Annotated in this window: 23 protein-coding genes and 1 tRNA gene; 14 read left to right on the top strand and 10 right to left on the bottom strand. The window is 68.1% G+C overall.

Annotated features, from left to right (window positions below; all coding sequences use genetic code 11):
* Positions 1-23: 23 nt before the first annotated feature.
* From LGN19_RS26890 to LGN19_RS26880, 3 genes are all read right to left on the bottom strand, one after another.
* Positions 24-494: an Lrp/AsnC family transcriptional regulator gene (locus LGN19_RS26890; protein ID WP_006477376.1), complete on the bottom strand. Its 471-nt coding sequence runs from the start codon at positions 492-494 to the stop codon at positions 24-26.
* A 79-nt stretch (positions 495-573) separates the two neighbouring features.
* The gene (locus LGN19_RS26885) at positions 574-1,233 is read right to left on the bottom strand and encodes an exonuclease (RefSeq protein WP_122944148.1); all 660 of its coding nucleotides are present in this window, start codon (positions 1,231-1,233) and stop codon (positions 574-576) included.
* Positions 1,230-1,874, bottom strand: a complete 645-nt coding sequence (locus tag LGN19_RS26880; protein WP_043185095.1) for an MBL fold metallo-hydrolase — start codon at positions 1,872-1,874, stop codon at positions 1,230-1,232. The genes LGN19_RS26885 and LGN19_RS26880 overlap by 4 nt, the downstream gene beginning before the upstream one ends.
* Before the next feature lie 656 nt (positions 1,875-2,530).
* Between LGN19_RS26880 and LGN19_RS26875 the strand changes: the two genes are divergently transcribed.
* Entirely contained in the window at positions 2,531-3,139 is a 609-nt protein-coding gene (locus LGN19_RS26875; protein ID WP_122944150.1) for a septal ring lytic transglycosylase RlpA family protein, read from the top strand.
* 107 nt (positions 3,140-3,246) lie between these two features.
* On the opposite strand, the gene rsmI is transcribed toward LGN19_RS26875, so the two are convergent.
* Positions 3,247-4,128, bottom strand: a complete 882-nt coding sequence (gene rsmI / locus LGN19_RS26870) for a 16S rRNA (cytidine(1402)-2'-O)-methyltransferase (RefSeq protein ID WP_122944151.1) — start codon at positions 4,126-4,128, stop codon at positions 3,247-3,249.
* A gap of 46 nt (positions 4,129-4,174) precedes the next feature.
* On the opposite strand from rsmI, the gene LGN19_RS26865 reads away from it, so the two are divergent.
* From LGN19_RS26865 to LGN19_RS26825, 9 genes are all read left to right on the top strand, one after another.
* Positions 4,175-4,603 carry a YraN family protein gene (locus tag LGN19_RS26865; RefSeq protein WP_226218259.1) on the top strand — a complete coding sequence of 143 codons (429 nt, stop codon included), beginning with the start codon at positions 4,175-4,177 and terminating at the stop codon, positions 4,601-4,603.
* A 126-nt stretch (positions 4,604-4,729) separates the two neighbouring features.
* Positions 4,730-5,314, top strand: a complete 585-nt coding sequence (locus LGN19_RS26860; protein WP_174962394.1) for an SIS domain-containing protein — start codon at positions 4,730-4,732, stop codon at positions 5,312-5,314.
* A 17-nt stretch (positions 5,315-5,331) separates the two neighbouring features.
* A complete protein-coding gene (locus LGN19_RS26855) occupies positions 5,332-6,123 on the top strand; it encodes a BON domain-containing protein (protein ID WP_122944154.1) in 792 nt (263 codons plus the stop codon).
* The gene (locus LGN19_RS26850; RefSeq protein WP_174962390.1) at positions 6,120-6,485 is read left to right on the top strand and encodes a c-type cytochrome; all 366 of its coding nucleotides are present in this window, start codon (positions 6,120-6,122) and stop codon (positions 6,483-6,485) included. Before LGN19_RS26855 ends, LGN19_RS26850 begins: the two co-directional genes overlap by 4 nt.
* Before the next feature lie 66 nt (positions 6,486-6,551).
* Positions 6,552-6,627 (top strand) — tRNA-Ala (locus tag LGN19_RS26845).
* A 137-nt stretch (positions 6,628-6,764) separates the two neighbouring features.
* Positions 6,765-7,268 (top strand): hypothetical protein, encoded by a 504-nt coding sequence (locus tag LGN19_RS26840; protein WP_089449711.1) that lies wholly within the window; start codon positions 6,765-6,767, stop codon positions 7,266-7,268.
* A gap of 66 nt (positions 7,269-7,334) precedes the next feature.
* Positions 7,335-8,033: a PspA/IM30 family protein gene (locus LGN19_RS26835; RefSeq protein WP_319000662.1), complete on the top strand. Its 699-nt coding sequence runs from the start codon at positions 7,335-7,337 to the stop codon at positions 8,031-8,033.
* Positions 8,034-8,066: 33 nt separating this feature from the next.
* A complete protein-coding gene (locus LGN19_RS26830; RefSeq protein ID WP_174962386.1) occupies positions 8,067-8,726 on the top strand; it encodes an OB-fold-containig protein in 660 nt (219 codons plus the stop codon).
* Between the two features lie 90 nt (positions 8,727-8,816).
* On the top strand, positions 8,817-10,616 hold the full coding sequence (locus LGN19_RS26825; RefSeq protein ID WP_226218040.1) for a flotillin family protein: 1,800 nt from the start codon (positions 8,817-8,819) through the stop codon (positions 10,614-10,616).
* Between the two features lie 191 nt (positions 10,617-10,807).
* Here LGN19_RS26825 and LGN19_RS26820 read toward each other — a convergent pair whose 3' ends face one another.
* Positions 10,808-11,119, bottom strand: a complete 312-nt coding sequence (locus tag LGN19_RS26820) for a hypothetical protein (RefSeq protein WP_226218037.1) — start codon at positions 11,117-11,119, stop codon at positions 10,808-10,810.
* A 122-nt stretch (positions 11,120-11,241) separates the two neighbouring features.
* Entirely contained in the window at positions 11,242-12,009 is a 768-nt protein-coding gene (locus tag LGN19_RS26815; RefSeq protein WP_226218034.1) for a CGNR zinc finger domain-containing protein, read from the bottom strand.
* Between LGN19_RS26815 and LGN19_RS26810 the strand changes: the two genes are divergently transcribed.
* A complete protein-coding gene (locus tag LGN19_RS26810; RefSeq protein WP_174962384.1) occupies positions 11,991-12,980 on the top strand; it encodes an arginase family protein in 990 nt (329 codons plus the stop codon). The two genes, LGN19_RS26815 and LGN19_RS26810, sit on opposite strands and share 19 nt — an antisense overlap.
* 81 nt (positions 12,981-13,061) lie before the next feature.
* Here the strand turns inward: LGN19_RS26810 and LGN19_RS26805 are convergent, their stop codons facing one another.
* The 3 genes from LGN19_RS26805 to LGN19_RS26795 all read right to left on the bottom strand — a co-directional run bounded on the left by LGN19_RS26805 (position 13,062) and on the right by LGN19_RS26795 (position 16,989).
* A complete protein-coding gene (locus tag LGN19_RS26805; protein WP_226218031.1) occupies positions 13,062-14,453 on the bottom strand; it encodes an enolase C-terminal domain-like protein in 1,392 nt (463 codons plus the stop codon).
* A gap of 64 nt (positions 14,454-14,517) precedes the next feature.
* Positions 14,518-15,858: an MFS transporter gene (locus LGN19_RS26800; protein ID WP_122944162.1), complete on the bottom strand. Its 1,341-nt coding sequence runs from the start codon at positions 15,856-15,858 to the stop codon at positions 14,518-14,520.
* A 207-nt stretch (positions 15,859-16,065) separates the two neighbouring features.
* Positions 16,066-16,989, bottom strand: coding sequence for a LysR substrate-binding domain-containing protein (locus LGN19_RS26795; RefSeq protein ID WP_226218029.1), 924 nt, complete (start codon positions 16,987-16,989; stop codon positions 16,066-16,068).
* A 91-nt stretch (positions 16,990-17,080) separates the two neighbouring features.
* On the opposite strand from LGN19_RS26795, the gene LGN19_RS26790 reads away from it, so the two are divergent.
* The 3 genes from LGN19_RS26790 (at position 17,081) to LGN19_RS26780 (ending at position 19,913) form a co-directional block, all read left to right on the top strand.
* Positions 17,081-17,812, top strand: a complete 732-nt coding sequence (locus LGN19_RS26790; RefSeq protein ID WP_226218026.1) for a glutathione S-transferase family protein — start codon at positions 17,081-17,083, stop codon at positions 17,810-17,812.
* Between the two features lie 125 nt (positions 17,813-17,937).
* On the top strand, positions 17,938-18,564 hold the full coding sequence (locus LGN19_RS26785) for a DUF2239 family protein (RefSeq protein ID WP_174962376.1): 627 nt from the start codon (positions 17,938-17,940) through the stop codon (positions 18,562-18,564).
* Positions 18,565-18,581: 17 nt separating this feature from the next.
* Positions 18,582-19,913, top strand: coding sequence for a carotenoid oxygenase family protein (locus tag LGN19_RS26780; RefSeq protein ID WP_226218024.1), 1,332 nt, complete (start codon positions 18,582-18,584; stop codon positions 19,911-19,913).
* A 16-nt stretch (positions 19,914-19,929) separates the two neighbouring features.
* Here LGN19_RS26780 and LGN19_RS26775 read toward each other — a convergent pair whose 3' ends face one another.
* Positions 19,930-21,096, bottom strand: a complete 1,167-nt coding sequence (locus tag LGN19_RS26775) for an ABC transporter permease (RefSeq protein ID WP_226218022.1) — start codon at positions 21,094-21,096, stop codon at positions 19,930-19,932.
* Between the last annotated feature and the right edge of the window lie 3 nt (positions 21,097-21,099).

Below are 21,099 nucleotides of genomic sequence, written 5' to 3'. Positions count from 1 at the left end.
GGCCACCCGCGCGTGCCGGCGTGTTACAGCGGCAGTTGCGTGTCGAACTTGATCTCGCGCAGCACGACGCTCGTGCGCACCTGCGACACGGCGGGGATCTTGAAGATGCGTTCGTGCAGGAACACGTCGTAGGCCTTGATGTCAGGCGCGACGATCTTGAGGATGTAGTCGGCTTCGCCGGTCGTGCTGTAGCACTCGGTGACTTCCGGGCAGGTCGCGATCTCGCGCTCGAACTGCTCGACGCCGCCCTCGTTGTGGCGGGTCAGGTGCACGTGCGCGAGCGCACACACATGCAGGCCGAGCTTCTCGCGATCGAGCAGCGCCGTGTAGCGCTGGATCACGCCCGACTGTTCCATGTCCTTGATGCGGCGCCAGCACGGCGTGCTCGACAGGCCGACCTGGTCGGAGATTTCCTGGACCGAACGGCGCGCGTCGAGCTGCAACAGGCGAAGGATTTTTTGCGAAAAGGAATCGAGCGTCACCTGCGCCTCCATGCGGCAGCTACAACACGCTGAATGTTAGAGGGCCGGGAAAGGAAAGGCAATCTGGCGTCGCGTTGTTGAGCGAGATTCGCTAATTTGCTCGCGGATCCGTGGGAATTTGTCCCGCCTCTGCGTTTTCCGACCGGTCGGTGTCCGATACTGCGAGGCCCGCGAGCGCGGCTTGCTGGCGGCGCAGGTCGGCGAGCATGTTGCAGAACAGCGCGCCTTGCTCGATCGCGTCGTCGAGCGCGACGTGCGTGTGCGGATGGTCGTCGAACCAGTGCTTCGGAAAGCGCGGCTTGATCGCCTTGCGGTACGGCAGGCCCGTCATCGCGAACGCGAGCGTCTTGATGTCGAGCGCCGACCACGAGAACGGGCAGCGGCCGGCGAAGCGCATCATGTACCAGAACATGAACGTGAAGTCGAAGCCGGCCGGCATCGCGACGAACACCGGCTTGCCGGGCAGCGCCTCGACCCAGTCGACGTATGCGACGAGCGCGGCTTCGGGCGCCTGCAGATCCTTCCGGCACGCGGCCCATGCTTCGGGCTCGGTCTTCCACCACGCTTCCTGCACCGGGTGCGCCTGCGCGCCCGGCAGCGTGTCGAGGTTGGCCGAGAACGTCGCGATCAGCTGCTTGTCCTCGGTATAGGCGGCCGACGCGAAGCTCAGCATCGAGTGCGGGCCGGGAATCGGGCCGTCGGCCTCGACGTCGGTGCTGACGTAGATTTCCGGGATGGCGGTCTGGTTCATCCAAATACCTTGTCGGACACGAACGGGTTCGTGCGACGCTCGTCGCCGAACGTCGACACGGGGCCGTGGCCCGGCACGAACGTCACGTCGTCGCCGAGCGGCCACAGCTTCTCCTTGATCGACCGGACGAGATCCTCGTGATTGCCGCGCGGGAAATCGGTACGGCCGATCGAGCCCGCGAACAGCACGTCGCCGACGATCGCGACGCGATGCGCGCGGCTGAAGAACACGACGTGGCCGGGCGTATGGCCCGGGCAGTGATAGACCTCGAGCGTCTCGTCACCGAACTGCACGGTGTCGCCGTCGTTCAGCCAGTGGTCCGGCTCGAAGGTTTCGGCGGCCGGAAAGCCAAAGCGCTCGCTCTGCATCGGCAGCTTCTCGATCCAGAAGCGCTCTTCTTCCTGCGGCCCCTCGATCGGCACGCCGTAGTGCGTCGCGAGCGTCTTCGCGCCCGCGCAGTGATCGATGTGTCCGTGCGTGAGCAGCACCTTCTCGACCTGCACGTTCTGCCGCGCGACTTCCTGTTCGATCCGGTCGAGATCGCCGCCCGGATCGACGACGGCGGCGCGGCCCGTCTTTTCGCAGACGAGCAGCGAGCAGTTTTGCTGGAACGGCGTGACCGGAATGAGCGTGACTTTCATGGAGGCACCGGCGGCTAAAAGGAGCGATTGTACCGGTCGCGCGGGCCGCTTGCCGGTCGCGCGACGCGCGTCGCGATGCGCGCCTCCGGGCATTCCCGAAGCATGCCGATTGTTACAGCCATAGTGAGAATCAATGGTCCGAAGGGGGTGCTTTTCGGGTCGACGTTTTGGTTTATGTATAATGCGCCCCATTGAGCGTGAATTTCGCGCCATTCGCTGGTGTTTCGGCCCCGTTAAAAAGGGGTGTCGGAGGCACCGTCAAGCATCAGCCGCCGGGGAGTCCGGCGGTGTATCCAGCACCGAGTATTCGGTGCTCACGTCTTGTCCGGCCGGGTGCTGCGCGCCCGCCTGCGGCCCTGCTGCCGCGCCGCCGGATGAGGCCTGTGCCGCCGTTCCTGTGAGTCGGTCGTTTCGACGCGCGCGAACGTGAAGCCATGTTCGATGGCGGCATGTGGGGTCTGGTCAGGCTGTTGGGGACAGGTTGCGCCAGACGTGAAAACTAATCAGGACGGTTGCGGCATAGACGAATGCCGCGCCCATGCAAGCCGCCTGCTCGCATCCGAGCGGGGCGTGCACGCATTTGCCGTCCGGGCCGCGTGTCTGCGTTGTGAAGCAGCGTTGTAAGGGAGCGGCCCGAACCAGAAGGCGACACGTCGATGAATTTACGTTTTCCGAGTCGATTCGGGACCATTGCATTGTTTTTTGCGCTGACGGGCTGTGCGGTGCCACCCAGCCAGACCACCGGTAGCGCGAACCAGAAGAACGCCGTCGACAAGACGGCCGCCGCCGCGAAGGCGGATAGCGACAAGCAGCTGAATTTCGATTCCGCGCTGGCATCGATGCCGGCTGCCGACAGCAAGGACGCGAAGAAGTCGTCGCTGGCGGACGCCGAGCCGATCGACGGCAAGGATGTGTCCGATTTCCGCCAGACGGGCCGCGCATCGTGGTACGGGCGGGATTTCCACGGCCGCCGCACCGCGAACGGCGAGCGCTTCAACATGAACGCGCTCACCGCCGCGCACCGTACGCTGCCGCTGTCGTCGTACATCAAGGTGACGAATTCGTCGACCGGCAAGTGGGTCGTCGTGAAGGTCAACGATCGCGGGCCGTACAAGCGCGGCCGCGTGCTCGACCTGTCGTATGCGGCCGCGAAGCTGATCGGCCTCGTGCACGCTGGCACGGGCCGCGTGAAGATCGAAGGGCTGTCGCCGCAGGAAGCGCGCGAGGCGCGCGACGAAATGTTCGCGTCGATCTCGGCGAAGTAACGCAGCGGTCGACCGCTCATGCAAAAGGGCTGCCCGAGGGCAGCCCTTTGTCTTTCCTGCACCGCGCGATGGCGGCGCCGGTTTCCCGGTGCCGGCCGGCTCGCGCGTCAGCCTTCATCCTTCAGTGCGAGCGCTCGCGCGTACAGCGTGTTGCGCGACGCGCCCGTCAGCGCGGCCGCGAGCTTGGCCGCGCTCTTCACCGGCACCTCTTCCAGCAGCAGCTTGAGCAGCGCGTCGTGCGCGGTGTCGTCGGCTTCGCCGTTCGTCTCCGGCGCGCCTTCGACGACCAGCACGAATTCACCGCGCTGCCGGTTCGCATCGCCGGCGAGCCAGGTCTGTCCTTCGGCCAGGGTGCCCTGGAACAACTGCTCGTGTAGCTTGGTGAGCTCGCGCGCAATCAGCAGCCGGCGCGCGGGGCCGAACGCATCGGCGAGTGCGGCGACCGTTTCGGCGATCCGGTGCGGTGCTTCGTAGAACACCAGCGCATACGGGTGCGACACCAGCGCCTGCAGCGCGGTCGCGCGCTGCTTGGCCTTCGGCGGCAGGAAGCCCGCGAACGTGAACGCGCCGGCCCAGTCGCCGGCCACGCTCAGCGCGGTCACCGCCGCACTCGCGCCCGGCAGCGGGATCACCGCGAAGCCGGCGGCGCGCACCGCGTCGACGAGCCGCGCGCCGGGGTCCGAGATGCCGGGCGTGCCGGCGTCCGACACGTAGGCCACGCGTTCGCCGCCGCGCAGCAGTTCGATCACGCGCTGCGCGGCTTCGCGTTCGTTGTGCTCGTGCACGGCCACGAGCGGCTTCGAGATCCCGTAGCGGGCGAGCAGCTGGCCCGTGTTGCGGGTGTCTTCGGCCGCGATGCGGTCGGCGAGGCCGAGCACGTGCAGCGCGCGCAAGGTGATGTCGGCGGTATTGCCGATCGGCGTGGCGACCACGTAGAGCGCGGCGTCCGGGTAGTGCTGCGTGTGCGCGAGTTCGAGGAGGGCAGTCATGGCAGGCAATGCGCGCAATCGCGGCGCAAGCGGAACAAGGACGGCATTGTGCCACGCGGCGCCGGCCCGGCCGGGCAACGGGCACGGTTTGCCGCGCGCGGGCGACAACTTTTCAGGCGCGGCGCAATCCAAACCGGTCGGCGCGGCGTTCGAGCAGCGCGCGCGGCAGTTTCTCGAACGCCGCGGCCTCGCGTTCATCGCGGCGAATGTGACGATGCGCGGCGGTGAGCTCGATCTCGTGATGCGCGAGCCCGACGGCATGCTCGTGTTCGTCGAGGTGCGCGCGCGGCGCAGCGTCCGGCACGGCGGTGCGGCCGCGAGCGTCGGCTGGCGCAAGCGGCGGCGCCTGGTGGCGGCCGCGCTCCAGTTCTGGGCGCGGTACGGCGCCGGTGCCGCGTGCCGCTTCGACGTCGTCGCGTTCGAGGCCGGGCGGCTCGTGTGGCTGCGCGACGCATTTCGTGCCGACGATGCGTAACCGCGAGCTGTGACGAGATGTAAAGAGTTCTTGCCGGACCCCCGGAGAGCGTGCCGGAGTACGGTAAACTCGCCGCACCCACGATGTCGCGCGATGCGTGCCACGCGCCCAGTTCACCAGGAATCGATGTCAGTCGAACGTATTCAGCAACATTTCCGCGACAGCGCCGCGCTTCACGCCGAAGCGGCCGACGCGCTGTCGCTGCCGATCGCAGCCGCGGTCGACGCGATGTTCGCCGCGCTGGCGAACGGCAACAAGATCGTCGCTTGCGGTGACGGCCCGTCGGCCGCCGCCGCGCATTACCTCGCCGTGTCGCTCGTCGGCGGCTTCGAGCGCGAGCGTCCGGGCCTGCCCGCGATCGCGCTGGCGACCGACGCATCGCAGGGCGGCCTTGCGGGCGCGGTGTCCGCCGACCAACTGTTCGCCCAGCAGGTGCGCGTGCTCGGCCAGACCGGCGACATCCTGCTGGTGCTCGATCCGGGCGGCGCATCGCCGCGCGTGCTGGCGGCGATCGATGAAGCGCACGAGCGCGAGATGACCGTCGTCGCGCTGACGGGCGGCGACGGCCATGCGGTCGCGGCCGCGCTGTCCGATACCGATATTCCGATCAGCGTGCCCGCCGTTCGCGCGGCGCGCATCCACGAAGTCCATCTGCTGACCATCCACTGCCTGTGCGACGGCATCGACGCGATGCTGCTGGGTGAGGATTGAATGAAGGAGAGCCGTCGATGAATCAAAGCCGCGTCAAACAGACGCTCGTCAGAACCACGCTGCTTGCTGCGCTGACGGCGGGCCTCGCCGTGTCGCTGCAGGGTTGTGTGCTCGGGGTCGTGGGCGCAGCGGCCGGCGGCGGCGCGCTGATCGCGACCGATCGCCGTACGCTCGGCGCGCAGACGGAAGATCGCGAGATCCAGGTCAAGTCGCTCACGCAGATCAACAACGGGCTGCCCGACCAGTCGCACGTGAACGTGACGGTGTACAACCGCCGCGTGCTGCTGACCGGCGAAGTGCCGAACGATGCTTCGAAGCAGCGCGCCGAGGAGATCGTGCGCGCCATCAACAACGTGAACGGCATCGTCAACGAGCTGTCGGTCGAGCCGGCGTCGTCGCTGTCGTCGCGCGCGAACGACTCGTACCTCGAAGGGCGCGTGAAGTCCGAGCTGATCGCGACGAAGGGCATCTCGGCGAACTACTACAAGGTCGTCAGCGAACGCGGCAACCTGTACCTGATGGGGCTCGTGACGGTCGACGAGGGCAATCGCGGCGCGGAAGCCGCCAGCCAGGTGCCGGGCGTCGAGAAGGTCGTGAAGGTGTTCCAGTACGTGAAGCCGCAGGACGCGCAGGCGCTGCAGGACGCATCGCCCGCGAGCGGCGCGCAGGCTGCCGCCGCACCGGCGGATAGCGCGACGGTCGGCGCCGTGCCCGACGCGTCGGTGCAGTCCACGCCGTTGCAGCCACCCGCGCCGATTTCGAATTCGTCGAGCGTGCACCCGGGCAACCCGAAAGCACCGTCGCAATGAAGAGCAGGCAGATGACGCAGATGAAACAATGGATGGTGCAGGGCGCCGCGGCCGTGGCGCTGCTGGCGGGCACGTTCGGTGCGGTCGCGCACGCGGATGTCGGTGACGGCCTGAAGGTGGCGCGCGGCAACGCGTGCATGGGCTGCCACGCGGTCGACCGCAAGCTCGTCGGCCCGTCGTTCAAGGATGTCGCCGCCCGCTACAAGGCCGATCCGCAGGCCGTGGCAAAGCTGTCGAAGAAGGTGAAGGAAGGCGGCTCCGGCGTCTGGGGTGCCATTCCGATGCCCGCGCATCCGCGCATGAGCGACGCCGACGTGCGTTCGGTGGTCGAATGGGTGCTGGCTGGCGCGCCGTCAAAGTAACGCTTCAGGGGTGACTTAACCCCTATTGCCAAGCGCAGAAACGCGTGTGTATGATGATTGACTGTTGGGGCGGTAGCTCAGCTGGGAGAGCGTCGCGTTCGCAATGCGAAGGTCGGGAGTTCGATCCTCCTCCGCTCCACCAACGGGATTCGAAGGGCTCGATCGCAAGATCGAGCCCTTTTTGTTTTTGGCGCCCCGGAAGCCGCGCATCTATCTCGAAATACAAACGTATACATTTGCATACGAGCGCACTATGCTTTGAGTCATCGATTCGAAGGGATGGACGTCATGCAAACCGTATCGGTACGAATTCCGGAAGACGACCTCGCGTGGCTGGTCGAGCTGCAATTGCCCGACGCGACGAGTCCGAGCGACAAGATTCGCGCGCTGATCGCCGACGCGCGCCGCCGCGTCAAGGGCGCGCATGACTTCGTGCGCTGCGCCGCGCTGTTCAGGGAGCAGGTGCGGCCCGTGCTCGACGCGATCGACGCGTACGAACACGCGACGCATCACCGCTCGGAAATCGTGACGCTGCTCGCCGCGCAACTCCCCGAACTCATGGCCAGCCTCGTGACGGCGGCGCCGCCGGGCAAACCGATCGGCGAGGCGGCTGGCGAGCTCGAGGCGCGGCTGACCGCGAAGAGCATGCGCGTGCTGCTCGGCCTGCTGCGCCTGGCCGTGACCGGCAACCCTCCCGCCTATCATCCTGACGTGCTCGATCCGTACGTGCACGAGGTCAAGGAGCTGGCGAGCCTCATTCAACCGGCTCAGGCCCATTCGTGAGCGGCCCGCGAACCCGGCGTCAGGCGGCCGGCCGGCCCGCTTGAATCCCAGAAGGAGTGACAAGTCGTGACGACAGAACATTTCGGTATCCGAGTCAAACGGTTGATGACCGCGAACGTGCATGCGTTGATCGGTTCGCTGGAAAACCGCATGCCGCAAGCGATTCTCGAGCAGTACCTGCGCGAATTCGACGATGTGATCGCGCAGGCGCGGGTGGCGCTGGGCCGGCATGAAGCGGCGCGGTACCAGGCGGCCAAGGCGATCGCGCGCATCAACAACGAGATCGAACGACTGAACGACCTGCTGGGCACCGCGCTGGCCCGCAACGACGATGCGGCCGTGCGTGCCGGCGCGGAGCGGCAGATCGAGCTCGAGGATCAACTCGGCGTGCTCCAGCAATCGCTTCACGACGCGAGCGAGCGCGCGCAGGCCGCCGAGGCGGACCTGCTCGGGCTGCGCGCGAAACGCGCGGAGATGGAAGCGGGGCTTCGCGAACTGATCGCGGCGCGCGCGCCCGGCGACGGCGAGCGCCGGACGGAAGGGCCGGTGGGCGCGGGCGTCGACCCGAGGGCCGAGCAGCTCGAGCAGGGGTTCAACCGGACGATGGCCGGCGCGACCGGGGCGGTCGGGTTGGGCACCGGTTCATCGTCGGCCGATCCGTCGCTGTTGCATCGTCTGGAAACCCTGCACAAGGAACAGCGAATCGAGGAGCGCGTCGCCCGCTTGAAGTCGCAATCTGGCAAGCTGGCGGACGACATGTCTTGATGATTCGCCCCCGAACCTGAGAGCAAAACAACAATGACTTCTTCACTGATGCTGCCGGGCAATGCGCCGTTCATCGTCGCGATCGGGCTGATGATCGTGATCGGCGTGCTGGAGTGCGTGTCGATGCTGATGGGGCTCAGCCTGACCGAGCATGCGGGCAACCTGCTGGTCCTGCATTTCGGTCTCGATCACGCGGATGGCGGCCCCGACGCAGGCGTCGTCGGCCAGTTTCTCGGCTGGCTGCACGTGGGCCGAGTGCCACTGCTGATCCTGCTGATCCTCTTCCTGCTCGGCTTTTCGGTGGTCGGGCTCGCGTTGCAGACATCGATGCAGGCCGTCGCGGGCCTCACGATGCCCACCGGGCTGGCCGTCGTCCTGGCCGTGCTTGCGGCCTTGCCGTTCGTGCGTCACACCGGCAAGTTCTTCGCGCGCTTTCTCCCGCAGACCGAGACCACCGCGGTATCCGAAGCCGATTTCATCGGCCGCACCGCACGGATCGTCACCGGCGAAGCGTCGCTCGGCAATCCGGCCGAAGCGCGGCTCGTCGACGAGCATGGCCAGCAGCACTACGTCCGCGTCGAACCGGACGAGGCCGGCCGGACGTTCGCGAAAGGCACGACGGTCCTGCTCGTGTCGCGCATTTCGGGTTCGCGTTATCACGCGATCGAGAATCCCAGGCCCGAATTGCTCTGAATCCCGTTTTACCAGCCCGCTGCCGTTGAGAGCGGCGCGGACTGGCGCACCTTGCTGTCACCATCCGTACACAGGAGTCGAACAAACATCATGATGAATGCACTCTCATTCTGGGGCGCTGTCGCATTGGCAGTGGTGGTGGGTATCTGCGTGATCGGCATGATCTTCGCGCGTCTTTACGTGCGGGCGTCGGCGGAACGCGCGTTCGTCCGCACCGGGCTCGGCGGGCAGAAAGTGATCATGAGCGGCGGCGCGATCGTGCTGCCGGTGTTTCATGAAGTGATCCCGATCAACATGAACACGCTGAAGCTCGAAGTGAGCCGCGCGACGCGCGACAGCCTGATCACGAAGGACCGGATGCGCGTCGACGTGGTCGTGGCGTTCTTCGTGCGGGTCGCGCCGACCGAAGAGGGCGTGTCGACCGCCGCGCAGACGCTCGGTCAGCGCACGCTGGCGCCGGAAAACCTGCGCGCGCTCGTCGACGACAAATTCGTCGATGCGCTGCGCTCGACCGCCGCGCAGATGACGATGCAGGACCTGCAGGACGCCCGCGAGAAATTCGTGCAGGGCGTGCAGAACACGGTCGCGGAAGATCTGACGAAGAACGGCCTGGAACTGGAAAGCGTGTCGCTGACTAATTTCAACCAGACGTCGAAGGAATACTTCGACCCGAACAACGCGTTCGACGCCGAAGGCCTGACCAAGCTCACGCAGGAAACCGAACGCCGCCGCAAGGAGCGCAACGAGGTCGAGCAGGACACCGAGGTGGCCGTGCGCGAGAAGAACCGCGATGCGCTGTCCCGCAAGCTCGAGATCGATCAGCAGGAATCGTTCATGAAGCTCGAGCAGGAGCAGCAGGTCAAGACGCGCACGGCCGAGCAGAACGCGCGGATCGCCGCGTACGAGGCCGAGCGTCATCAGGAGGCCGAGCAGAGCCGGATCGGCGCCGAACGGCAGATTCAGGAATCGGAGATCCAGCGCGAGCAGGCAGTGCGCACCCGCAAGGTGGAGGCGGAGCGCGAAGTGCGCGTGAAGGAGATCGAGCAGGCGCGCGTCACGCAGATGGCGGCGATCGAGCAGGCGAAGGTGACCGAAATCGCGCAGCAGGAAAAGGCCATCGTGATCGCGGAGAAGTCCGAGGCGCAGTCCCAGGCGCAGGCGCGCGCGAGCGAGTCGCTCGCGGATGCGGTGCGGGCCGAGCAGCAGGTCGAGACGACGCGCCGCACCGCGGAAGCCGACCGGGCGAAGCAGGTCGCGCTGATCGAGGCGGCGCAGGAGGCGGAAACGCAGGCCGTCCACATCACGACGCAGGCACGGGCGGAACGCGATGCGGCCCAGATGCAGGCCGCCGCGATGGTCGAGCTGGCCGAGGCGGCGCGCAAGAAGGGGCTCGCCGAAGCGGAAGCGCAGCGTGCGCTGAACGACGCGATCAACGCGCTGTCGTCGGACCAGACGAGCCTCAAGTTCAAGCTGGCGTTGCTGCAGGCACTGCCGGCCGTGATCCAGCAGACGGTCGAGCCGATGAAGGCAATCGACGGCATCAAGATCATCCAGGTCGACGGGCTCAACCGTGGCGGCGCGGCCGCGGATGGCGTCACGCCTGCCGCCAACGGCAGCAATCTGGCCGAGCAGGCGATGTCCGCGGCGTTGTCCTATCGCGCACATGCGCCGTTGATCGATTCGCTGCTCGGTGAAATCGGGTTGTCCGGCGGTTCGCTGCAAGGGCTCGTGCCGGGTGTCGGGACGGAGGTGTCGGCACCGGTACACGCACCGGCACCGGCACACGCACCGGCACCGGCGCACGCATCGGCTTATGCACCGGCACCCGCACCGGTCACCGTCCACTCGGTCGGCGGTGCATCGCCCAAAGCCGACGGCGCAGTGGCATAACGCGCGGGGTGTGGGGCACGCCGGCCCGGCCCGGTAGCAGCGGGTTGGACGCGGCTGGAGCGGCGCGACGAAGCCTCGTCGCGCCTGCCTTGCGTTCCCGCCGGCGTCAGGCAGGCCCGATCGTACGATCGGGCCTGTTTTGTTTCAGCGCCCGCCCGCGACGGCGGCAAGCCTCATGTTCATCGCACCGGCTAGCTCAGCAACCCGTAGGCGGCCTTGAACGTCGGCACCGACAACGCGGCGAACGCCACCGTGATGGCCACCAGAATCGCGAGTCTTTTCCGCAGCAGCACGCCGATCCCGATTCCTGCCGGATAGAACACCAGCGTCAGCACGATCGTGAGCCAGAGCCATGCGTAGCCGGCGCCGCCCTCGAAGTGCGAAATGTCACGCGTCTTCACGAGCGCGGCGTAGCCCGCGACGGTGATGCTCGCAGGCAGGCACAGCAGAGAGTAGGGGACGAGGACGATGATCTGTCGCAGGTTCGGATCGGGAGACGTCATGGCAGCGGTTCAGGTTCTGATGGACGGTGGCGAGGAGCAGGTCATCGCGTGGGCGGAGCCGCCGGATTCGCGTCGCCGGCAGGATGCAGGCGTTTTCGGTGTTTGGCAACGGCCGTCCGCCGTCATTCGGGCGCGTCGTGGCTCGTCGAACCATCCGGCGCGCGCCGCACCGCGCGATAGTGCCGCCGTGCCTTCGCCACATTGCCGCAAGTCGCCATGTCGCACCACTTGCGGCGCCCCGTCTTCGAGCGGTCGATGAACAGCCACGCGCAATTCGAACCCGCACACATCCGCAGCCGTCCGTCGGGCAACGCTTCAAGCAGCTTCACCGCATCGAGCGCGAGCCGGTGGGCGGGCAGGTACAGGTCCGCCGGATCAGCGGGATCGTCGAATCCGATGCGCCCGGCTGTCGCGATCAGCCGCCGGCCGTTCATCGCGCGCTTCCATGCTCGCTCCAGGGTTTCCAGATCCGCCGCGGCCACCGGCGCGCCGTGCGAGCGCGCGCCGACAATGCCGAACAACGCTTCACGCAGGCGCTTTGCGTCGCGCAGTGCACGCTCGGCGGTGCCCGGCGCTTCGGCTGCGCGAGCCGCGAGCTGTTCCACGTCGGACGCGGAGCAGACCGACGATCGCGCGAGCCACGCGAGCCAGGTGTCGTAATCCGGCAGCCAGTCGCGCGGCGTCTGATCGCGGCCGGTCACCGTGTTGATGAAATCGAGGACGGGGTGGCCGCCGACGAAATCGCGGGCCTCGAACACGTGCGCTTCCATAACCGGTGAAATGCGGGACATGAGCTGAATTGATGCTAACCTTTGATCGTTATTTAAAAGGTTAGCACATCCGGCAACCGGTGCTTGTGCGAGGAGAACGCATGGCGACGTCGACGGCATTACCTGGCCTGCGGGCCGACCCTTCGCAAACCGGCGGCACCCGGCCGGTGGAGTTCATCGCCGCGCCCAGCAGCCTCGGCCTGCGACCGAACACGACCGGTCTCGAACCGGAGACCTGGCGCGCCCCGGACGTGCTGCTGGCGACCGGCCTCGCCGCGCGCGCCGGCGCGAGCGTGTCGCGGCTTGCGCATCCCGCCTATGCCTTTGCGCCGCAGTCCGGAACCCGTATCCGCAACGGCACGGCGATCCGCGAGTTCTCGCTCGACCTTGCCGCGCGCGTCGCCGACGCGCGCAGGCGGCAGGCCTTTCCGATCGTGCTCGGTGGCGATTGCAGCGTCCTGCTCGGGTGCCTGCTGGGAAACCGTCGCGCGGGTGGCAACGGGCTTGTGCATGTCGACGGGCACAGCGACTTCTTTCACCCCGGCAATTACGACACCTCGACGCGGCTCGGTTCCGTGGCGGGGATGGATCTCGCGCTGTCGACCGGGCGAGGGGAGCCGCTGCTGACCGACTGGCCGGCGCTGGACGGTCCGCTCGTCGACGATCTCGACGCATGCCAGGTGGGCGAGCGTGAATCCGAATCCGCCGACTTCGAGGCCACGTATGGCGATATCGCCCGCACGGCGATCTCGCGCATCACGATCCAGCAGCTGCTGGCGCGCGGGCCTGCCGCCGTCGCGGCCGAACTGGTCGACTGGCTCGGTGCGCGGGCGCTCGGGCAGGCCTGGCTGCACGTCGATCTCGACGTACTCGATCAGTCGCACCTGCCGGCCGTCGATTCCCCCGGTTCGCCGGGACTGGACTTCGACGGGCTCGACGCGCTGCTCGGCCCGCTCGTTGCGTCGGGGCGCGTGGCGGGGATCGACTTCACCATCTACGACCCCGGACTCGACCCCGGTCTCGCGCATGCGGATCGCATCGCGCGCAGTATCGGGCGATGCGCCGCTGTGCTGCCGGCACGGTGCGGCTGAAGTGGGCGCCGAGCGGGGCAGGGTCGTCGCTCGACCGCATTCGGGCGTGGTGATGAACGACCGGCGACGTCCCTGTCGTCGTCACCCCCGCCCGAAACTCGGCCGCTTCGGATCGTACGTCCACCCCGGCACGAGATAGCGCATCGCGACCGCATCGTCGCGCGCCGTGCCGCCAACCTGCCGGTACAGCGCATGCGCGGCCTCGACCTGCGCCATGTCGAGTTCGATCCCGAGCCCCGGCCGCGCCGGCACGGCCACCTCGCCGCCGACGATCTTCAGCGGCTCGCGCGTGAGCCGCGCATCGCCTTCCTGCCAGATCCAGTGCGTGTCGATTGCGGTGATCGTGCCGGGCGCGGCCGCCGCCGCATGCGTGAACATCGCGAGCGACACGTCGAAGTGGTTGTTCGAGTGCGAGCCCCACGTGAGCCCCCAGTCGCGGCACAGCTGCGCGAGCCGCACCGAGCCCTGCATCGTCCAGAAATGCGGGTCGGCCAGCGGGATGTCGACCGCCTGCAGCCGCACCGCGTGATCCATCTGCCGCCAGTCGGTCGCGATCATGTTGGTCGCGGTCGGGATCCCCGTCGCCCGGCGGAATTCGGCCATCACCTCGCGGCCCGAATAGCCGTCTTCCGGCCCGCACGGATCCTCCGCATACGCGAGCAGGTGGCCTTGCCCGCGGCACAGCGCGACGGCCTCGTCGAGCGACCACGCACCGTTCGGGTCGAGCGTCGCGCGTGCGTCGGGGAAGCGGGCCTTGATCGCGGCGATCGCTTCCATCTCGTCGGCGCCGGCCATCACGCCGCCCTTCAGCTTGAAATCGGCGAAGCCGTAGCGCTCGACCGCGGCTTCAGCCTGCCGCGCGATCGCGGCCGGCGTGAGCGCTTCCTCGTTGCGCAGCCGGAACCACGCGTCCGATGCGTGCGTCTCGTCGCGATACGGCAGGTCGGTGCGGCGCCGGTCGCCGAGGTAGAACAGATAAGCGAGCATCGGCACCGCGTCGCGCTGCTGGCCTTCGCCGAGCAGCGCCGCGACCGGCACGTCGAGATGCTGGCCGAGCAGGTCGAGCAGCGCCGCCTCGATCGCGGTGATCACGTTGTCGAGCCGCAGGTTGATCTCGTGCGGCTGGCGCAGCACGGCCGCTTCGCCGGCCGACGTCACCTCGTGCCGGATCGTGCGGCCCGCACCCGCACCGGACAACGCCGCGCGCACCGCGTTGAGCGTCGCCTGATAGCGTCCGATCGACTGGCCGACCACGCGATCCGTCATGCGCTCGAGCGCGTGGCGAATTCCTTCGCCGCCCGGCACTTCGCCGACGCCGGTGTGTCCGCTGCTGTCGTCGAGGATCACGAGGTTGCGCGTGAAGTACGGCGCGTGCGCGCCGCACAGGTTGAGCAGCATGCTGTCGCGGCCGGCGACGGGGATCACCTGCATGCGCGTGACGCGCGGGGTGCCGGCACGGCTTGATTCGGACATCGGTTCGCTCCTGGTTCCGGTAGGGCGCGCGGGCCGCCGGCCACGCCGGTGCGGCCCGCGTCGTTCATTGAAGCTCGACGCGGCGGATCTCGCCGACGACGAACAGGTAGCAGATCACGGCGACGAGCGCGTGCGCGACGACATAGACCAGCGCGCCGTTGAACGAGCCGCTGCGGTCGACGATGTAGCCGATCGCGATCGGCGTCGTGATGCTGGAGAGGTTGCCGCACGTGTTGAGCAGCGCGCCGCTCAAGCCCGCTATCTGGCGCGGCGCGGTGTCGGCGTTGACGGCCCAGCCGAGCGCGCCGAGCCCCTTGCCGAAGAACGACAGCGCCATGAACAGCACGACGAGCACGTGCGAATCGGTGTAGTTGCAGACGATCATCGACATCGACAGCAGCATGCCGAACACGATCGGCACCTTGCGCGCGACCGACAGCGAGCGGCCCTGCTTGAGCAGCCCGTCGGACACGATGCCGCCGAGAATCCCGCCGAGGAACCCGCACACGGCGGGAATCGACGCGACGAGCCCGGCGTTGAGGATCGACATCCCGCGCGCCTGCACGAGATAGACGGGAAACCACGTGATGAAGAAGTAGGTGAGCGCGTTGATGCAGTACTGCGCGACGTACACGCCGATCAGCATCCGGTTCTTCAGCAGCGCTTTCACGTGGCGCATCGACGGGCCGCCGTCGCGGCTGCCGGTCGCCTGGTCGATGTTGACGAGCGCGCCGCCTTCGGCAAGGTAGTCGAGTTCCGCGCGATTGATGTTCGGGTGGTCCTTCGGGTCGTACATCGTGCGGTTCCACACCAGGACGAACGCGAAGCCGAGCACGCCCATCACCGCGAACACCGACTGCCAGCCGAACGAATGGACGAGCCACCCCATCAGCGGTGCGAACACGACGGTCGCCGCGTACTGCGCGGCGTTGAAGATCGCCGACGCGGTGCCGCGCTCGGCGGCCGGGAACCACGCGGACACGATCCGGCTGTTGGCCGGGAACGACGGCGCCTCGGCCGCGCCGACCAGGAAGCGCAGCCCGAACAGCAGCGCGAACGCGGCCGCGCCGCCGAAGAAGCCGATCGAGCCCTGCAGCAGCGTGAACAGCGACCAGAAGAAGATGCTGAACGCGTAGACGATGCGCGACCCGTAGCGGTCGAGCAGCCAGCCGCCCGGCAGTTGGGCGACCACGTACGACCAGCCGAACGCGGAGAAGATGAAGCCGATCTGCACGTGGCTCAGGTGCAGTGCGCGGGCAAGGCTCGGGCCCGCGATTGCGATCGCCGCGCGATCCGCGTAGTTGATCGTCGTGACCGCGAACAGGACGGTCAGCACCAGCCAGCGCACGCGGGTGCGCCGGGCCGTTGCCGACGCGGACGCCGGCAGCGCGTGAAGCGGATTCATGACTGTCTCCTCCGAAGGGCGGAAGGTGCCGTCGTGCGGCAGGCGCGTCAGGTGCGCGCTATTCGTGTGGGAGCTGCCGGCCGGAGGCCGGACGCCGATGCCTGCGGGCAGGGCGTCCGGGCCATTCTGTCATGTCGAAATTTGCGCTTTCATGCCAATTGCTGACTTGATCGATTCAGGAATTGAATCGTTCGGTCAGGCGATCACTCAGCCACCTGCGTCGTCCGCGGCGGTGCCGTGATGGCACGCCACGTGCTGTGCGAGAAACTCGACGGCGGCGCGCACGCCGGGCAACTGGCCACGCCGGTGCGGCATCAGCAGCGTCGTCGTGACGGTGCCGGCGCGCCAGCCGGGCAACACGCGCACGAGGGCACCGGACGCGAGCGCGGCGCCGGCGATCCAGTCGGGCAGGCACGCGATGCCGAGGCCGGCCATCGCCGCCTGCAGCAGCAGCGTCGATTCGTCGGCCTGCAGGCGCAGGCGCGGCGTCACGTCGACGGTGTCGCCGCCGCGTTGCAGCCGCCACGGCTGTTGGCCCGGTTGCAGCCCGTCATGCTGCGCGAGATCGGCCGGCGCGTCCGGCGTGCCGGCGCGCGCGAGATAGGCCGGTGACGCCACGGCGATGATCGGCGATGCCGCGAGCGGCCGTTGCACGAGCGCGGAATCGGGCAGCGGCGCGAAATGGCTGCGCACCGCGATGTCGAAGCCTTCCTGCGCGATGTCGACGAGGCGGTCGCTCGCGTGAATCTGCAGCAGCAGCTTCGGGTGCGCGATCGCGAGCGCCGGCAGGCAGGGCGCGAGGATGTGCTGCGCGACCGGCACCGAGCTCGTGATCCGCACGACGCCGGCCGGCTCGGCGGCTTGTCGCAGCACGGCGTCGCGCGCGCTTTCGGCCTCGATCACGGCCGCGCGGGCATGTTCGAAGAATTCGGTGCCGACCGGCGTGAGCCGGAAGCTGCGCGACGTGCGATGCACGAGCCGCGCGCCGAGCGTGCGCTCGAGTTCGGCAACGCGTTTGCTGACCGTCGATTTCGGCAGGTCGAGCCGGCGTGCGGCGGCCGACATGCTGCCGGCGTCGACCGCCTGCACGAACAGGTAGAGATCGTTCAGATTCACTTCCAGCGTCCACATGGAGAAACGACGGGTTTCGATTTTAGCGGCTACTGCGCCATCGTTCGCCGTGGGAGCATGACTGCTCGTTCAACTTCTGCGGAATCTCCCGATGTCTCCCATCCTTCTCTACGGCATTCCCGCCGGCTGCTCGTTCGGCTCGATCGTTGCGCTCGAATGGATCGGCCGCCCGTACCGGCTGTCGCGCATCTCGATGCCGGGCGTCGTGACGAGCGACGCGTTCCTCGCGCTGAACCCCGTCGCCGAGACACCGGCGTTCGTGACCGCGAACGGCGACGTGCTGACCGAAAGCCTCGCGATCCTCGGCCACATCGGCGCGCAGGCGCTCGACAGCGGCCTCGCGTTCCGCCAGGGCAGCGCGGATTTCGACCGGCTGAACCGGATGCTGGGGTGGCTGAACACGACGTTCTTCAACGCGTTCGGCGCGCTCTGGTACGTGTACGAACACGACCCCGCAGGCGCCGAGAAAACGGCGTTGCAGGCGTACGGCCGCGGCAAGGTGCTGAAGGCGCACCGGCAGCTCGAGGCGCTGCTCGAGCGCGGTGACGGCCCGTGGCTGCTGGGCGCACGGCGCACGCTGGCCGACGCGTACTTCGCCGGGATCGCGCGCTGGGCCGACTATCACGCGGTGTTCGATCCCGCAGCGTTCCCGCGCATCGCCGCATTGCGTGCGCGGCTTGCCGACGATGCAGGCGTGCGGTTCGCGCAGGCGATCGAGGAAAACCTGCCGCTGCCGGCGTCGTCGGCGTTCGAAGGGCATGTGTCGCTCGACGACGTGCTGGCAAGCGCGCGCGGCATCGCGATGCCGGCCAGGGCGATCTGACCGGCGTCGTGATCGCCCGCAGGATGGAATACGTCGACGACAATTTTTACCCGGATATTATTGACATCCAATTTATACCCGGATAAAAATAGCGTCATTCTGATTCCAGCCTGCGGGCGACCATGATGACTACCACCACACTGCTTCCTTCCTATACGGCGTTCGACGGCCACCAGCGGCTCGCGTCGGGCCCGCTCGCGACGGTCGCGCTCGCGGTCCGGCAGGCGGCCGGCGATGCGATGCCCGGCACGATCCTGATCTTCGACGATGCGACGGGCCGCTCGATCGACCTCGACCTGCGCGGCACGGCGGACGAGATCCGCGCGCGCTATGCGCCGCCGTCGGGCGATGCGGCCGGTGCTGCCGGCGAGCCGGTAGGCGCGGGCGAACAGCGCGGCCGCGGCCGGCCGAAGCTCGGCGTCGTGTCGCGCGAGGTCACGCTGCTGCCGCGTCACTGGGAATGGCTGGCCGCGCAGCCGGGCGGTGCGTCGGTCGCGTTGCGCAAGCTCGTCGAGGACGCACGGCGCACGCATGCGGCGGCCGATCGTCTCCGCGACGCGCAGGCGCGCGCGTACCACTTCATGTCGGCGATGGCGGGCGACCTGCCCGGTTTCGAGGAGGCCGCGCGCGCGCTTTATGCAAACGATCTGGCGCGGCTCACCGAGCTGATCGCCGGCTGGCCGGACGATGTGCGCGACCACGCGCTCGCGCTGACGCGCGGCGAGCTGCCGCCGTCCACCGAAGACTGCTGAAAGGAGCATTCGACGCAATGACCGTATTCGATCTGAACCAGGGCGCGATCGCGCCGGTCGCCGACGAGGTCGATCTCGTCGACCTGCGCGTGACCGGCACCGTCCCGCGCGAACTCGACGGCACGCTGCTGCGCAACGGCCCGAATCCGCCGGGCGGCCGCTTCGAAGGGAACGACGTGCTGTCGTGGTGGCCGGAAGCGGCGATGCTGCATGCGATCGCGTTCGAAGGCGGCCGCGCGACCGGCTACCGGAACCGCTGGGCGCGCACGCAGCGCTGGGCCGCCGTGCATGCGCCAGAAGAGGCATCGCATCTGCCTGACACCAACCCGAACGTGAGCGTGCTGCAGCATGCCGGCGAGTTGCTCGCGCTGGCGGAGGGCGGCGCGCCGTTCGCGATCACGGCGGGGCTCGATTCGCTCGGCGTGCCGGCGCGGCACGCGGGCTTCGGCGGTGGGATGACCGCGCACCCGAAGGTCGATCCGGTCACGGGCGAGCTGATCGCGTTTCGCGCGGACTGGCGCGCGCCGTGGCTGCGCTATGGCGTGGCCGACGCGCAGGGCGTGCAGCGCGTCGATATCGAGATCGACCTGGGCGCGCCGTCGATGATGCACGACCTCGCGATCACCGAAACCCGCAGCCTGCTGCTCGACCTGAACGTCGGCTACGACTTCTCGCTGCTGAAGCAGGGCCACCGGATGCCGCTGCGCTGGCACGACGACCGGCCCGCGCGCATCGGCGTGCTCCCGCGCCATGGCGGCGCCGTGCACTGGTTCGGCATCGAGCCGTGCTTCATCCTGCACGTCGTGAACGCATACGACTGCGACGCGTCGTGCATCGTGCTCGATGTGGTGCGCTATCCGTCGTTCCTGCGGCTCGACGCGCGCACGGGCCGCTTCGCCGACAACCCGGTCGGCGAGCTGTGGCGCTACGTGATCGACACGGCGAACGGGCTGGTCGACGAAGGGCCGCTGGCCGACGGCGGCATCGAGTTGCCGCGCATCAACGAAAGCCGGACCGGGCGCAGCTATCGCTATCTGTACGCCATGGAGCAGCCGAACAACGCGGAAATGCGCGGCGTGATGCGCTTCGACCACGCGCGCGGCACGACGACGCATTACGCGGTGCCGCCCGGCGACCAGAACGGCGAGCCGGTGTTCGTGCCGCGCCCGGGCGGCGTCGACGAGGACGACGGCTGGCTGCTGGTGATGGTCTATCGCGCGGCGACGGACACGAGCGACGTCGTGATCCTCGATGCGCGCGCGATCGACGCGGGGCCGGTCGCGACCGTGCACCTGCCGCGTCGCGTGCCGGCCGGGTTCCACGGCGCCTGGGTGCCGCGCGAGCGCTGAGCGGCGGGGCCGCGCGTCACTGCGCGCGCAGCGCGTCGACGATCTTCAGCCGCGCGGCGCGCATCGCCGGCAGGAACCCGCCGACGAGCCCCATCACGAGCGAGAACAGCAGTGTCTTCACGACGATCGCGGGCGTCAGCACGAAGCGGAACGACAGGTCCGCGAAGGTCTGGAAGTTGGTCGTCGAGAACGACGCGAACTGCATCAGCGACGCGCACGCGAGCCCCGCGACGCCGCCGACGAAGCCGAGCAAGAGCGCTTCCAGCAGGAACGCGGCGAGTACGTTCGTGCGCTTGAAGCCGAGCGCGCGCAGCGTGCCGATCTCGGCGACGCGGTTCGCGACCGACGCGTACATAGTGATCATCGCGCCGATCATCGCGGCGATCGAGAAGATCGTCGACAGCGTGATGCCGAGGATATTGATGAACTTCGACAGCGCCTTCGACTGGTCGCCGTAGAAGGTCTGTTCGCGCTTCGCCTCGTCGGTCAGCCGCGGGTCGACGTCGATGTCGGCCTTGAAGCGCGCGAAGCCGTCGGCGCTCGGGATGCGCAGCACCATCGACGAATAGCTGGTGCGCCGGAACGACTGCATCAGCTGGTCGACGTCGCCCCAGATCTCCGAATCGAAGCCGCTGCCGCCTGCATCGAAGATGCCGACGATGGTCCAGTCGCGCTGCGCGAAGTGCAGGCTGTCGCCGAGTTGCGTGCCGCTGAACCCTTTCGCGATCGCGCTGCCGACGACGATTTCCGACGAGCCGGGCGTGAACAGGCGGCCGGCGACGAGCTTCACGTGCGGGCGCAGCGCGAGGCCGGCCGGCGACACGCCGCGGATCACGACGTTCGACGGCTTGCCGGACGACGTCTTCACCAGCGAGATCAGCACGACCGCCTCCTTCGAGACCAGCGGCCGGCCGTCGGGGCCGAGCGCGACGGCCGGGTGCATCTCGAGCGCGTTGGCCTGCTGGTGGTCGATCGAACTCTGGATCTCGGTTTCGGCGCCCTTGCGGATCACCACCGCGTTGTCGGGTTCGCCGGTCGACACGAGTGTCTTCGTGAGCCCCGCATCGAGCATCTGCACCGTCGCGAACACGAAGATCACGAGCGCCATCCCGCCGGCGGTCAGCGCGGTGGTGAGCCGCCGGGTCCACAGATTGCGCGCGATGTAGTTGAGCGGGATCGCCATGCG

Source organism: Burkholderia sp. AU30198, assembly GCF_020419825.1.
Taxonomy (GTDB): Bacteria; Pseudomonadota; Gammaproteobacteria; order Burkholderiales; family Burkholderiaceae; genus Burkholderia.
This window is presented reverse-complemented; position numbering and strand designations above follow the sequence as displayed.